The organism is Nocardia cyriacigeorgica NBRC 100375 (assembly GCF_000308555.1).
Classification (GTDB): Bacteria; Actinomycetota; Actinomycetes; order Mycobacteriales; family Mycobacteriaceae; genus Nocardia; species Nocardia cyriacigeorgica.
The window spans coordinates 1-13,485 of sequence record NZ_BAFY01000029.1; the positions used below are offsets into that span (position 1 = coordinate 1).

Sequence of the window (13,485 nt, forward strand, 5' to 3'; positions counted from 1 at the left end):
GGCCCTGTCCGCGGCCCTGATCGCGGGCGCGCGCGCCGCCGGGGCGGGTCCCGAATCGGTGCTCGCCGCCGCCCGCGCCGTCCTCGATGCCGTGCCCGGCCTCGACCTCGACTATCTCGAACTGCGTTCGTCGAACCTCGATGTCGCCCCCGCCTCCGGCAACGCCCGGTTGCTGATCGCGGCCAAGGTCGGCGCCACCAGGCTCATCGACAACATGCCGGTGGTCCTCGGCGCGACGATCGACGGCCACCCCAACTCGAGCACCCAGCCCGCCCAGGTATCGGTATAGGAAGGCGACGACGATGTTGCGCACCATGATGAAGTCGAAGATCCACCGTGCCACGGTGACCCACGCCGATCTGCACTACGTCGGCTCGGTGACGGTGGACCAGGATCTGCTCGACGCCGCCGATCTGCTCGAAGGCGAGCAGGTCTGCATCGTCGACATCGACAACGGCGCCCGTCTGGAGACCTATGTGATCGCCGGTGAACGCGGTTCGGGTGTCATCGGGATCAACGGCGCCGCCGCCCATCTCGTGCATCCGGGTGATCTGGTCATCCTGATCGCCTACGGGATGATGGACGAGCAGGAGCTGAAGGAGTACTCGCCGAAGGTCGTCTTCGTCGACGACCGCAACCGTCCGGTCGATCTCGGTTCCGATCCGGCGCACGCCCCCGAGGGTTCGGGCCTTCTCACCCCGCGCGATCTGTCGTTCGTCTGACGGCCGCGGGGGAGAGGGATCGGCACATGCTGCTGACGATCGACGTCCGCACCACCAGCATCGAACTCGGGCTGTTCTCCGGCAGCGGTGCGCACGCGAAACTGGTGCGGCACTGGCGTATTCACACCAACCCGTTGCTCACGGCGGACGAGTTCGCGATGCAGGTGCGCGGGCTGGTCGGCACCCATCTGGACGAAGTGGTCGGGGTCGCGGCGCTGTCGACCGTGCCACCGGTGTTGCGGGAACTGCGGCTGATGCTGGAGCGGTACTGGAATCACGTGCCGCATGTGGTGGTGGAACCCGGTGTGCGGACCGGTATTCCGTTGCTGGTCGACAATCCGAAAGAGGTCGGCGCAGACCGGATCGTGAACAGTCTCGCCGCGTACGACAAATTCGGCACCGCCGCCATCGTCATCGATTTCGGCGTCTCGACCTGCGTCGACCTGGTCTCGGCCAAGGGTGAGTTTCTCGGCGGCGTGCTCGCGCCCGGGGTGGAGATCTCCACCGAGGCGCTCATCGAACGTGCCGCGTTGCGCCGCGTCGAGCTGGCCCGTCCGCGGTCGGTGGTCGGCAAGAACACCGTGGAGTGCATCCAGTCCGGTGCCGTGTTCGGTTTCGCCGGCCTGGTGGACGGGCTGGTCGACCGGATCCGCGATGACGTCGACGCCTTCGCAGGCGATGACGTCGCGGTGGTGGCCACCGGGGCAGGCGCGCCGTTGATCGTGCCGGAGTCGGAGACCATCGACCATCACGAACCCCGGCTCACGCTGACCGGCCTGCGGCTGGTCTACGAACGCAACCAGCGCAACCGCCGGGCGTGAGCGTCGACTGTGGGGCAGGTCATCGGCCGTGCGTCGATGCGCCTGCTACACTCATCGACGTGTATTTCCGCGTGAGCACCCAGGAGTGTTGTCGAGGCTGACCTGCCTCGACCGTTCGAGGCATTCGCCAAGTCCTCGACCGTTGCATACCTCCTGGAGATTCGCTCATGCGTTCTTCTGTTCTTTCCCTTCCGTCCGCGCGTGATGCCCGCACACTGAGCGCTCGCGCCGCGAATCCGCTGCCGACCCGTTCGGTCGCCCCCGCCTTGCCCACCCGGCTGCGCCCGGCCGACCTGCTCCGGTTGACCGATGAAGGCGCCGAGGATGTGCTGGCCGGCCGCTACGACCACCTGCTGCCCGCCGACGGCCGCTGGCCGACCGAGGAACGCTGGGCCACCCGCCTGCTGTCCGACGACGAGGTCGATGTGTGGCTGATCAGCTGGACCCCGGACCGGCACACCGAGCTGCACGATCACGCGGGCTCCATCGGCGCGCTCACCGTCCTCAGCGGTGCGCTGTCGGAATACCGTTGGAACGGAACCGAATTGCGTCATCGCCCGCTGGTGGCCGGTGATCAGGCCTCGTTCCCGATCGGCTGGGTGCACGACGTCGTGCGCGCGCCCGAGCCGCCCGCCACCGGCCTCGATGTGCCGGTGTCGGTCGCCGAATCGGTCGGTCCGCTGGATCCGACGCTGAGCGTGCACGCCTACTCCCCGCCGCTGACCGCAATGTCCTATTACGAACTCACCGGGCACGGCGGACTGCGCCGTACCCGCACCGTCCTCACCGACCAGCCCGAAGGTGATATGTGATGAGCCCGCAGACCATCGACCAGATGCTCGACGCCGCGCGCTCGCAATTGCGCAGGCTGTATGCCTTCGAATTGCCGGAGGCACTCGAACGCGGCGCGATTCTGGTCGACATCCGGCCGCAGGCGCAGCGAATTCGCGAGGGCACGATGCCCGGCGCCCTGGTGATCGAACGTAACGTCCTGGAATGGCGGCTCGACCCCACCAGTTCGGCCCGGCTGGCCCTGGCGACCGACCACGACGTGGAATGGATCGTGCTGTGCTCGGAGGGCTACACCTCCAGCCTGGCCGCCGCCTCGCTGCAGCAATTGGGCCTGCACCGGGCCACCGACCTGGTCGGCGGTTACCAGGCGCTGAAGGCGGCCGGACTGCTCACCGTGGCGTCGCGGGCCCCGCATTTCGCCCGTGAAGTCGCCGCGCTCGCCTCGCTCTAGAAATCCCCACCTCAGCCGGGCCGGGAGCAGCGGGTCAGCAGGGCCGGGCGGGACGCAAAACGGTTTCCGGTGCACGCTAGGGTAGTTCAACGTGAGCACCCCCAACTCCCCTTCCTCCGGTAGCTCCGCGGCCTCGGCTCCCGCGGGCCGCGCCAATCGCCCCGTCGACGTCGATGACGTGCCGGAGCAGATGCGGATTCGCCGGGAGAAGCGGGAGCGCCTGCTCGCCGAGGGTGGGCAGGCGTATCCGGTGGTCGTGCCGCGCACTCACACGCTGGCCGAGATCCGCGCCGAATATCCGGATCTGGCGCCCGACACCCAGACCGGCACCATCGTCGGTGTGGCCGGGCGCGTCATTTTCATGCGCAATACCGGCAAGTTGTGCTTCGCCACCCTGCAAGAGGGCGACGGCACCAAATTGCAGGCCATGATCAGCCTCAACGGGGTCGGGGCCGAGGCGCTGGCGGCCTGGAAGTCCGATGTGGACCTCGGTGATTTCGTCTTCGTGCACGGTGAGGTCATCTCCTCGCGAACCGGTGAGTTGAGTGTGATGGCCGACGAGTGGAGCATGGCGGCCAAGTCGCTGCGCCCGCTGCCGGTCGCGCACAAAGAGATGAACGAGGAGTCGCGGGTCCGTCAGCGCTACGTCGACCTGATCGTGCGACCTGAGGCCAGGCAGATGGCCCGCACGAGGGTCGCGGTGGTGCGCGCGCTGCGCAACGCGCTGGAGCGGCGCGGGTTCCTTGAGGTCGAGACGCCGATGTTGCAGACCCTGCACGGCGGCGCCGCGGCCAGGCCGTTCGTCACTCATTCCAATGCGCTCGATATGGACCTGTTCCTGCGTATTGCGCCGGAGCTGTTCCTGAAGCGCTGCGTGGTCGGTGGCCTCGAGCGGGTGTTCGAGATCAATCGCAACTTCCGCAACGAGGGCGCCGACTCCACGCATTCGCCGGAGTTCGCGATGCTGGAGACGTATCAGGCTTACGGCACCTATGACGACTCGGCGCGCATGATCCGGGAATTGATCCAAGAAGTGGCCGAGGAAGCCTTCGGTACCCAGGTGGTGACCCTCGCCGACGGCACCGAATATGACCTTCGCGGTGAGTGGGCGACCGTCGAGATGTATCCGTCGCTGTCGGACTCGCTCGGCGTGGAGGTCACCCCGGAAACAACGATTCCGGAATTACTGGCGCTGGCCGAACGGGTCGGTTTGGAAATTCCGGAAGGCAAGGGCTACGGCCACGGCAAACTCGTCGAGGAACTATGGGAGCACCAGTACGGCGACAAGTTGTACGCGCCCACATTCGTGCGTGACTTCCCGGTCGAGACTTCTCCGCTGACCCGTCAGCACCGCGACAAGGACGGCGTCACCGAGAAGTGGGACCTGTATGTGCGCGGGTTCGAGTTGGCCACCGGCTATTCGGAGTTGGTCGATCCGGTGATTCAGCGCGAACGGTTTGTCGACCAGGCTCGGCTGGCCGCGGCCGGTGACGACGAAGCCATGGTGCTCGACGAGGACTTCCTCGCCGCGATGGAACACGGTATGCCGCCGACCACCGGAACCGGTATGGGAATCGACCGCTTGTTGATGGCTCTCACCGGTTTGGGAATCCGGGAAACGATACTGTTCCCAATTGTGCGACCGGCCGCTCGCTGAGCGACCGGATTGCACGTCTGAAGCTCGTCTTGGCATTTTTCGAATTAGAGGTATTCTTGCCTCGGGCAATCGGCCTAGTATGCGGGTCGCACGATTTCGAGAGGACGTTCATCTCATGGCAAAGAAGGTCACCGTAAGCTTGATCGACGATGTCGACGGTGAGTCCATCGCGGACGAGACCATCGAGTTCGGTATCGATGGTGTGTCGTACGAGATCGACCTGTCGGCGGCAAATGCGGCCAAGCTGCGGGAAGAGATGGAGCAGTGGGTTGCCAACGCTCGGCGGGTGAGTGGCCGGCGTCGGGTGAAGGCCGCGTCCACCACCGGTAGCACCACCAAGAGCCGCGTTCCGATGGACCGCGAACAAACCGCGGCAATTCGTGAGTGGGCTCGCCGGAATGGTCACAAGGTGCATGCCAGGGGACGTATCTCGGCCGACATCACCGAGGCTTACAACAAGGCCGCCAAGAGCTAGTCGTAATTCGCGGCTGCCGCCGGGCGAATCGTGCGACGCCCCGGCGGCAGCCTTGTTTGTAGTGGCCGAGGCACGGCACCATGGATCTGTGCGCAGCACCCTATCCAGCAGAGTCGTGTCATCCCGTCGAGCTGGGGTCATGACGTCGTGACAGCTTTCGTCGGATCAATCCTGCGCTACACCGACGCGGACGGGCATCGGCACGAGTACATGCTGAATGCCGACCACCCGCGCGTCACCATCGGACGTTCCACTCATGCCGATCTGTCCCTGCGCTGGGACGCCGAGGTCTCGCGACTGCACGCGGCCGTCGAATACCTGGGCGCCCAGTGGACCATCGTCGATGACGGTCTGTCCCGCAACGGCACCTTCGTCAACGGTGAACGCCTGGTCGGCAGGCGCAGGCTGATGGCGGGCGACCGGATCCGGGTGGGCACCTCGCTGGTGTCGTTCCACGAATTCGGCGCCGTGGCCGACGACGCCACCCGCGCCTCCACCGGAACCATCCCCACCGCCCGCTCGCTGACCGACACCCAGCGCGCGGTGCTCGTCGCGCTGTGCCGCCCCTACAAGCATGGGGCCGGTTTCGCCACCCCGGCCTCCAATCAGCAGATCGCCGAAGAATTGTTCCTCAGCGTCGACGCCATCAAGACCCACCTGCGCGCGCTGTTCGCCAAATTCGGCGTCGAGGATCTGCCGCAGAACCAGAAGCGGGTCCGGCTGGCCGCCCTGGCCATGCAGAGCGGGCTCATCTCCGATCGCGACCTGTAGCCCAGCTGTAGACGCTCGCAGATGAGCGTGAGCGTCTCGGCGATGGTCGTCGCGCCCCGCGCCCGGTTGACTCGAAGACGGATTCGGAGCGCATCTGCTCCGGTCGTTTCGAGAGGAGCAGATCATGACGGTAGGCCGAATCCTCGCGCTGGTGGCGGCCACGCTGGCGACCGGGTTGATCGCGGGGGTGTTCTACGCGTACGCGATCTCGGTGATGCCCGCGTTGGGCCGGATGGACGACCGCGCGTTGATCGAGACGATGCAGAAGGTCAATGTCGTGATCATCAACCCCGCCTTCATGATCGGGTTCCTCGGCACGGTCGGGTTCACCGTTCTCGCGGCGCTGCTGCATCTGGGATCGGACCGCCGGATGACGCTGCTCTGGATCGCAGTCGCGTTGGTACTCAACGTGATCGCGTTCGCGGTCACCGTCGGACTCAATGTCCCGCTCAACGATCAGCTGATGGCGGCGGGTGATCCGGGTGTGATCGCCGATCCGGCGGCGGTTCGCGCACAGTTCGAATCAGCTTGGGTGCGTTGGAATATCGTGCGTGCGGTGCTGCACGCGCTGGCGTTCGTGGTGCTCACGGGCGCGCTGTTCAGCGCCGGGTTGCAGCAGGGGCGCGACGAGGCCGCCGCCGCGCCGGTTCGGTCGGGCGTCGCAGTCGCCCAGCCCGCCTGAGCGGAACTCGTTTCAGAACCTACCCGCCAGTAACGGACTCATCGGCGCCAGTGGCTACGTAGCCTTCTGAAACGCGTTACAGAAATTGGGAGGGGTCATGCGCCGAGCACCCGTCACCGTCGTCATCGTCGCCGTCCTCGCCGCGCTGTGGGTCAGCTCGGCGGGAGCGGCGCAGGCCGAGCGATATCCGGTCGTCTACAACTTCTTCGCCGGCATTCCCGGTGAACTGACCAACCCCGGCGGGTCACTGCCCGGCTCCAACGATTGGTCCTGCCGACCCGGCGCCGAGCACCCCAACCCGGTGGTGCTGGCGCACGGCACCGGCGGCGGTGCGCAGACCAACTGGGGCACCTATGTCGCGCTGCTGGCCAACGAGGGTTACTGCGTCTACTCGCTCACATACGGCGCCTACGACCTGCCCTGGCCGATCTCGGCGCTCGGCGGGATGATGCCCGTCCAGGACAATGCCGCCGAATTCGGCGCCTTCGTCGACCGGGTGCGCACCGCCACCGGCGCCGAGCGGGTCGATATCGTCGCGCACTCGCAGGGCGGACTGGTCGCCAACTACTTCGTCAAACGCCTCGGCGGCGCGGGCAAGGTGGACAAACTCGTCTCGCTGGCGGTGCCCTGGCTGGGCACCACCGCGTTCGGTATGGCCGATGTCGCCGCCTTCGCCCGCGCGGTCGGGCTGGGCGAGGCCTGGAACTCGATCCCGTGCCTGGCCTGCGCGCAGATGCCCGCAGGCGGGCCGTTCCTGGCCGAACTCAATGCCGACGGCATCTACCACCCGAGCGTGACCTACACCAACATCGTGGGCAATATGGAGGAGATCGTGGTGCCATACACCTCGGCGGTGCCGCCGGGACCGAACGTCACCAATATCGTCGTCCAGCACGGTTGCGCCCAGGATTACTCCGAACATCTCGGTATCGCGGGCAGCCCGCGGGCCGCGGCCCATGTGCTCAACGCCCTCGACCCTGCCCATCCGCGGGAAGTTCCGTGCCATTTCGTGGCGCCGTTCACCGGCTGAGCGCCGCCGCCCGCCCAGATCGGCGGTGTTCGCTCAGGGCAAAACCGCATCGGAAACGAAACCGCGAACAGCCACGTTATGAGTGAATGACCGTGCTGCCACCGGTCGGCAATAGGGTGGACCGGCGGCGGCGGAATCCTCCGCCAACTAGAGTGGAGGCGGGGGCCGCAACCCCCGGGCTTCATGGCAGGCTGACGGCTAGGTTCGTCGGGTTTGGCGCCCAGGTTTGTTCGACAGCACACTGCGGCGTCTGTTGCCAGAATGTCGGAGCAGGAGAGTGAGGGAGCGATGTTCGAGAGGTTCACCGACCGCGCGAGGCGCGTCGTTGTCCTGGCCCAAGAAGAGGCCCGGATGCTCAACCACAACTACATCGGCACCGAGCACATCCTGCTGGGGCTGATCCACGAGGGTGAGGGCGTCGCGGCCAAGTCGCTGGAGTCGCTCGGCATTTCGCTGGAAGGCGTGCGCAGCCAGGTGGAGGAGATCATCGGCCAGGGCCAGCAGGCCCCGTCCGGGCACATCCCGTTCACCCCGCGCGCCAAGAAGGTGCTGGAGCTGAGCCTGCGCGAGGCCCTGCAACTCGGCCACAACTACATCGGCACCGAGCACATCCTGCTCGGCCTCATCCGCGAGGGTGAGGGCGTGGCGGCGCAGGTGCTGGTCAAGCTGGGCGCCGATCTCAACCGGGTGCGCCAGCAGGTCATCCAGCTACTGTCCGGTTACCAGGGCAAGGAGCCGGTCGAGTCCGGCGCCCGCGGTGAGACCGGCACCCCGTCCACCTCGCTGGTGCTCGACCAGTTCGGCCGCAACCTGACCCAGGCCGCGCTCGAGGGCAAGCTCGACCCGGTCATCGGCCGCTCGAAGGAAATCGAGCGGGTCATGCAGGTGCTGAGCCGGCGCACCAAGAACAACCCGGTGCTGATCGGCGAGCCCGGTGTCGGTAAGACCGCCGTGGTCGAGGGCCTGGCCCAGGCCATCGTCAACGGCGAGGTCCCGGAGACGCTCAAGGACAAGCAGCTCTACACCCTCGACCTGGGTTCCCTGGTCGCGGGCAGCCGCTACCGCGGTGACTTCGAAGAGCGCCTGAAGAAGGTGCTCAAGGAGATCAACACCCGCGGCGACATCATCCTGTTCATCGACGAGCTGCACACCCTGGTGGGTGCGGGCGCGGCCGAGGGCGCGATCGACGCGGCCTCGATCCTCAAGCCCAAGCTGGCTCGCGGTGAGCTGCAGACCATCGGCGCCACCACCCTCGACGAGTACCGCAAGTACATCGAGAAGGACGCCGCCCTGGAGCGCCGGTTCCAGCCGGTCCAGGTGGGCGAGCCGACCGTCGAGCACACCATCAACATCCTCAAGGGTCTGCGTGACCGCTACGAGGCGCACCACCGGGTCTCCATCACCGACGGCGCCCTGGTCGCGGCCGCCACGCTGGCCGACCGCTACATCAACGACCGGTTCCTGCCGGACAAGGCCATCGACCTGATCGACGAGGCCGGCGCCCGCATGCGCATCCGCCGCATGACCGCACCGCCGGACCTGCGCGAGTTCGACGACAAGATCGCCGACGCCCGTCGCGAGAAGGAAAGCGCGATCGACGCGCAGGACTTCGAGAAGGCCGCGCGCCTGCGCGACAAGGAGAAGCAGCTCGTCGCCAAGCGGGCCGAGCGTGAGAAGCAGTGGCGCTCCGGTGATCTGGACGTCGTGGCCGAGGTCGACGACGAGCAGATCGCGGAGGTGCTGGCCAACTGGACCGGCATCCCCGTCTTCAAGCTCACCGAGGAGGAGACCACCCGTCTGCTCCGCATGGAGGAGGAGCTGCACAAGCGGATCATCGGCCAGGAGGACGCGGTCAAGGCCGTCTCCAAGGCCATCCGCCGCACTCGCGCCGGCCTGAAGGATCCGAAGCGTCCGTCCGGTTCGTTCATCTTCGCCGGTCCGTCCGGTGTCGGTAAGACCGAGCTGTCCAAGGCGCTGGCGAACTTCCTGTTCGGCGACGACGACGCGCTCATCCAGATCGACATGGGCGAGTTCCACGACCGCTTCACCGCCTCGCGGCTGTTCGGTGCCCCTCCGGGCTACGTGGGCTACGAGGAGGGCGGCCAGCTCACCGAGAAGGTGCGCCGCAAGCCGTTCTCGGTGGTGCTGTTCGACGAGATCGAGAAGGCGCACCAGGAGATCTACAACACCCTGTTGCAGGTGCTCGAGGACGGTCGTCTCACCGACGGCCAGGGTCGTACCGTCGACTTCAAGAACACGGTGCTGATCTTCACCTCGAACCTGGGTACCTCCGACATCTCGAAGGCCGTCGGCCTGGGCTTCTCGCAGTCCAACGCCGAGGGCTCGAACTACGAGCGGATGAAGCTCAAGGTCAACGACGAGCTGAAGAAGCACTTCCGGCCGGAGTTCCTCAACCGCATCGACGACGTCATCGTCTTCCACCAGCTCACCACCGAGCAGATCGTGGAGATGGTGGATCTGATGATCAACCGCGTCGGTGTCCAGTTGAAGAACAAGGACATGGCGATGGAGCTCACCGACCGGGCCAAGAGCCTGCTCGCCAAGCGCGGATTCGATCCCGTGCTCGGTGCCCGGCCGCTGCGCCGCACCATCCAGCGCGAGATCGAGGATCAGCTCTCGGAGAAGATCCTGTTCGGCGAGATCGGCCCCGGCCAGGTCGTCACCGTCGACGTCGAGGGCTGGGACGGCGAAGGCTCCGGCGAGGACGCCAAGTTCACCTTCACCCCCAAGGCGAAGCTGACCAAGGCCGCCGCCGAGGAAAAGCCCGAGGTCGTGCTGACCGGCGCCGCAGAAGGCACCACCGAGGCCGCCTCCGGCGAGTAACACCCGCATCGACACGGGCCCGCCTCCTGATGGGAGCGGGCCCGTGCTCGTCTGCGGGTGGCGGCGATATCGGTGCTCGCCCGGCAGATCGCGGGCGAGCGCCGGTCACCGCCGAGTTTCGCGTAGCACCGCCAGCCGTTCGCGGTACTGCGCCTCGGTGATCTCGCCGCGGGCGAACGCGTCGCGTAATGCACCCACTCCGCTGTCGCGGCGGAACCTGGTCCGCGTCAGCAGCACGGCGAGCACGATAATCGTGATCCAGAACAGGAGCGGGAAGATCCAGAAGAACGGCCAAGGATGCCAGTCGCCGTCGTAATGGTCGGCGAGCAGAGTGGCTGTTTCGGGGGTCAGGTAAGTAGTCATGCCACGAGAGTGCGCCGGGGAGTGGTGCCGCCACATCGGCCGAGCGTTCCTGGTTTCGCTACGCCTGGGCGCGTAGTCGTGCTCGCCGGCCGGGGCAGCTCCTCGCCGTGCGGGCGGTGGCCGCCGCGGGTTCGGGGCGCGCGACTACTGCCAGCCCGGGCGCACCAAACCGGATTCGTATGCCAGGACCACCAATTGGGTGCGGTCGCGGGCGTTCAGTTTGGTGAGGATGCGGCTGACATGGGTGCGGGCGGTGGCGGGGCTCATGTAGAGACGTTCGCCGATCTCGGCGTTGGTGAGGCCCTCGGCGACCAGGGTGAGCACCTCGCGTTCGCGGTCGGTGAGTTCGGAGAACGTCGCGGGCGGGGGTTGTTTGGCGTGTTCGGAGAATTCGGCGATCAGGCGGCGGGTGACGCCGGGGGACAGCAGGGCCTCGCCGGCGGCGACCACGCGGACCGCCCGCACCAGGTCGGCGGGCTCGGTGTGTTTGACCAGGAACCCGGTGGCGCCCGACCGCATGGCCTCGAAGACGTATTCGTCCAGTTCGAAAGTGGTCAGCACGACCACCCTCACCTCGGAGAGCTTGGGATCGTCGGCGATCATGCGAGTGGCGGCGAGGCCGTCCAGGATGGGCATCCGGATATCCATCAGCACCACGTCGGGGGTGAGCGCGCGCGTCATCCGGACGGCCTGCTCGCCGTTATCGGCCTCGCCGACCACCTCGATGCCGTCCTGCGCGTCGAGCAGCGCGACGAATCCGCCGCGGACCAGGGCCTGATCGTCGGCGACGAGCACTCGGATCGTCATCGCGGCTCCGTTCCGCCGTGACCGTCGGAAGCGTCGGGGTGTGCCCGGCCGTTGGGTCCCGACGGTGCTGTCGTGCGCGCGGCCTCCCGGTGAAGGGTCGGCCTCGCACCCGAAGCGGATTCGGGGGACCGCGCGGATCCCATCGCCGAGGGACTGCCTTCGCCGGCCATCAGTGGTCCGGCACCGGGACGGTCGGGCCGACCGGATCGCGTGGGTCCGGACTCGGTATCCGATGCGGAAGCGGTGGTCTGGGCGGCAGCAGAGGTGTTCGGCCGCGCACGGCCGTTGGGGCCCGGCCGGTCGGCGGCCGGGTGTGATCCCGCGCCGGCTGTTCCGGTCGCGGCCGGGGCCACCGCCCATGCGTCGGCCGGCGAATCCGCCGCGTCATCCGCCGGACGTGCCGCGTCGGACTGCGAACGTGCTCTGCCCGCTGTCGAGCCGGTCGCGCCGCCCGCCGATCCCGCTGCGTCATCCGCCGTCTGCTGCCCAGCCGTCGCGCCGTCCGAGGCCGAATCCGCACGTTGTGTCCGCTCGCTCGACGTCACCGGCCGCATCGGTAGCCGTGCGGCCACCCGGAACCCGCCACTGGGACGCGGTCCCGCTGTCAGCGCTCCACCGAGCGCGTGGGCCCGCTCGCGCATGCCGATGATCCCGTTGCCGCCGGTCCCGGTGCGGACGGGCGCGCTGGTGGGGCGGGTGTTGTCGATGGTGAAGTCGACCGAGTCGGGGGTGTAGCGCACGGTGACGGTGGCGTCGGCGCCGGGCGCGTGCCGGACGACGTTGGTCAGCGATTCCTGGATGATCCTGGCAGCGGCCACGTCGATGACGCTCGGCAGCGGCGTGACGGTGCCGAGGACCCGGGTGTGCACGGTCAGCCCGGCTTCGCGGATGCGATGCAGCAGCTCGTCCAGGTCGGCGATGCTGGGTGCCGGGCTGCGCGGTGCGGCCGGTTGTGCGGGCTGCTCGGCGGGCTCGGGTTCGGTCGCGGGGTGGTCGGCGCTCTGGGCGGTGACCTCTGTCCCGAGGTCCTCGGCGCCCGGTGCGGGGCCCGGCAGTGTGGTGCGGCGCCGCCTGGCCCGCGCGCGGCGTCTGCGGCCTCGACTGGCACGTTGATCCGGATCCGGTGTGGCTTCGGGCTCGGCCTCGGTGTCCTCACCGCCGACCGGGCTTCCGGTGCGGATGGTGTGCAGCAGCGTATGCACCTCGGCGAGCGCGTCCTTGCTCGCGCCTTTGATCGCGGCCAGTGCCGAAGCGGCCTGTTCCGGCTTCTTGTCGAACAGTTCCAGCGCCACCGAGGCCTGCACATTGATCAGCGACAGACTGTGCGCAAGCACATCGTGCAGCTCCCGGGCGATGGCCAGCCGTTCCTCGCTGGCCTGGCGCCTGCGCTGGGCTTCCTCGTCGCGGCGGGCGGCTTCGGCCCGCTGCCTGCGCGCCTCGAGCACCGCCTGGCGCTGCCGAATCCCCTCGGCGATCCCGACCAGGACCGTCAGCCACGCCATCAGCCCGAAGATCTGCCACCCCTCGGTCGGGCGGCCCAGTAGCGCGGGCAGCGGCCAGACCATCACCAGGTAGCCGATGGGTACAAGGGGATAGGTCCACCAACGTGAGCCGCGGGTGGCCGCGGTGAGGAAGGCGACGACCAGCGAGACGAAGATCGGTCCGAAGCCGTAGTCCAGCGACAGGTAGCTCACGCACGCCGCGAGCGTGATCGCCAGCACCGCCAACGGCTGATATCTGCGGAAGACCAGCGCGACCGGCCCGGCCAGCAGCAGCGCGTAGCCGAGGGCGTCGAGGGAACGTACTCCGGTCTGTCCGAAGTTGGCTCCGCGCCCGCCGAACACCTGTACCGCGGCGACGACAAGCGCCACCCCCCAGTCCCATCCGACCAGGCCCCGACCCGCCATCCCGAACTCCCGCACCTTATGCACCCTATTCGCCCAGTAGCCGGAATCCATCCGTACCGACACGTATTTCCCGGATACGCGCCGTGCACACCCTCGCATCCGCCCGGATCAGTACGCCAACGGACGTACCCGAAGCCGCGTCCGCCGACGGATGTGACCGCGA

General features: G+C 67.6%; 14 protein-coding genes. 11 read left to right on the forward strand and 3 right to left on the reverse strand.

From position 1 onward, the window contains the following. From RJ05_RS02020 to RJ05_RS02070, 11 genes are all read left to right on the forward strand, one after another. The coding region (locus RJ05_RS02020) for a pantoate--beta-alanine ligase (RefSeq protein WP_036532445.1) at window positions 1-289 on the forward strand (289 nt) is incomplete at its 5' end. Between the two features lie 13 nt (window positions 290-302). After that, entirely contained in the window at window positions 303-722 is a 420-nt protein-coding gene (gene panD / locus RJ05_RS02025) for an aspartate 1-decarboxylase (protein WP_014348711.1), read from the forward strand. 26 nt (window positions 723-748) lie between these two features. Further along, complete coding sequence (locus RJ05_RS02030) at window positions 749-1,543, forward strand: type III pantothenate kinase (RefSeq protein ID WP_036532447.1); 795 nt, start codon at window positions 749-751, stop codon at window positions 1,541-1,543. A 167-nt stretch (window positions 1,544-1,710) separates the two neighbouring features. After that, window positions 1,711-2,355, forward strand: a complete 645-nt coding sequence (locus RJ05_RS02035) for a cupin domain-containing protein (RefSeq protein WP_228789980.1) — start codon at window positions 1,711-1,713, stop codon at window positions 2,353-2,355. Continuing rightward, window positions 2,355-2,786 carry a rhodanese-like domain-containing protein gene (locus RJ05_RS02040; RefSeq protein ID WP_036532449.1) on the forward strand — a complete coding sequence of 144 codons (432 nt, stop codon included), beginning with the start codon at window positions 2,355-2,357 and terminating at the stop codon, window positions 2,784-2,786. The genes RJ05_RS02035 and RJ05_RS02040 overlap by 1 nt, the downstream gene beginning before the upstream one ends. Window positions 2,787-2,976: 190 nt before the next feature. Then, entirely contained in the window at window positions 2,977-4,443 is a 1,467-nt protein-coding gene (gene lysS / locus RJ05_RS02045) for a lysine--tRNA ligase (protein ID WP_051016117.1), read from the forward strand. A gap of 115 nt (window positions 4,444-4,558) precedes the next feature. After that, the gene (locus RJ05_RS02050) at window positions 4,559-4,918 is read left to right on the forward strand and encodes a histone-like nucleoid-structuring protein Lsr2 (protein WP_036532452.1); all 360 of its coding nucleotides are present in this window, start codon (window positions 4,559-4,561) and stop codon (window positions 4,916-4,918) included. A gap of 147 nt (window positions 4,919-5,065) precedes the next feature. Continuing rightward, window positions 5,066-5,689 (forward strand): FHA domain-containing protein, encoded by a 624-nt coding sequence (locus RJ05_RS02055; protein ID WP_036532454.1) that lies wholly within the window; start codon window positions 5,066-5,068, stop codon window positions 5,687-5,689. Window positions 5,690-5,813: 124 nt separating this feature from the next. Beyond that, on the forward strand, window positions 5,814-6,371 hold the full coding sequence (locus RJ05_RS02060; protein WP_036532457.1) for an anthrone oxygenase family protein: 558 nt from the start codon (window positions 5,814-5,816) through the stop codon (window positions 6,369-6,371). A gap of 97 nt (window positions 6,372-6,468) precedes the next feature. After that, window positions 6,469-7,401 carry a lipase family alpha/beta hydrolase gene (locus RJ05_RS02065; RefSeq protein ID WP_036532459.1) on the forward strand — a complete coding sequence of 311 codons (933 nt, stop codon included), beginning with the start codon at window positions 6,469-6,471 and terminating at the stop codon, window positions 7,399-7,401. 288 nt (window positions 7,402-7,689) lie between these two features. Beyond that, a complete protein-coding gene (locus RJ05_RS02070; RefSeq protein WP_036532558.1) occupies window positions 7,690-10,245 on the forward strand; it encodes an ATP-dependent Clp protease ATP-binding subunit in 2,556 nt (851 codons plus the stop codon). Between the two features lie 105 nt (window positions 10,246-10,350). Here RJ05_RS02070 and RJ05_RS02075 read toward each other — a convergent pair whose 3' ends face one another. The 3 genes from RJ05_RS02075 to RJ05_RS02085 all read right to left on the reverse strand — a co-directional run bounded on the left by RJ05_RS02075 (window position 10,351) and on the right by RJ05_RS02085 (window position 13,322). Beyond that, entirely contained in the window at window positions 10,351-10,608 is a 258-nt protein-coding gene (locus RJ05_RS02075; RefSeq protein ID WP_036532461.1) for an SHOCT domain-containing protein, read from the reverse strand. A gap of 144 nt (window positions 10,609-10,752) precedes the next feature. After that, a complete protein-coding gene (locus tag RJ05_RS02080; RefSeq protein ID WP_036532464.1) occupies window positions 10,753-11,415 on the reverse strand; it encodes a response regulator transcription factor in 663 nt (220 codons plus the stop codon). Further along, window positions 11,412-13,322 (reverse strand): histidine kinase, encoded by a 1,911-nt coding sequence (locus RJ05_RS02085; protein WP_051016119.1) that lies wholly within the window; start codon window positions 13,320-13,322, stop codon window positions 11,412-11,414. Before RJ05_RS02085 ends, RJ05_RS02080 begins: the two co-directional genes overlap by 4 nt. Window positions 13,323-13,485 lie beyond the last annotated feature (163 nt).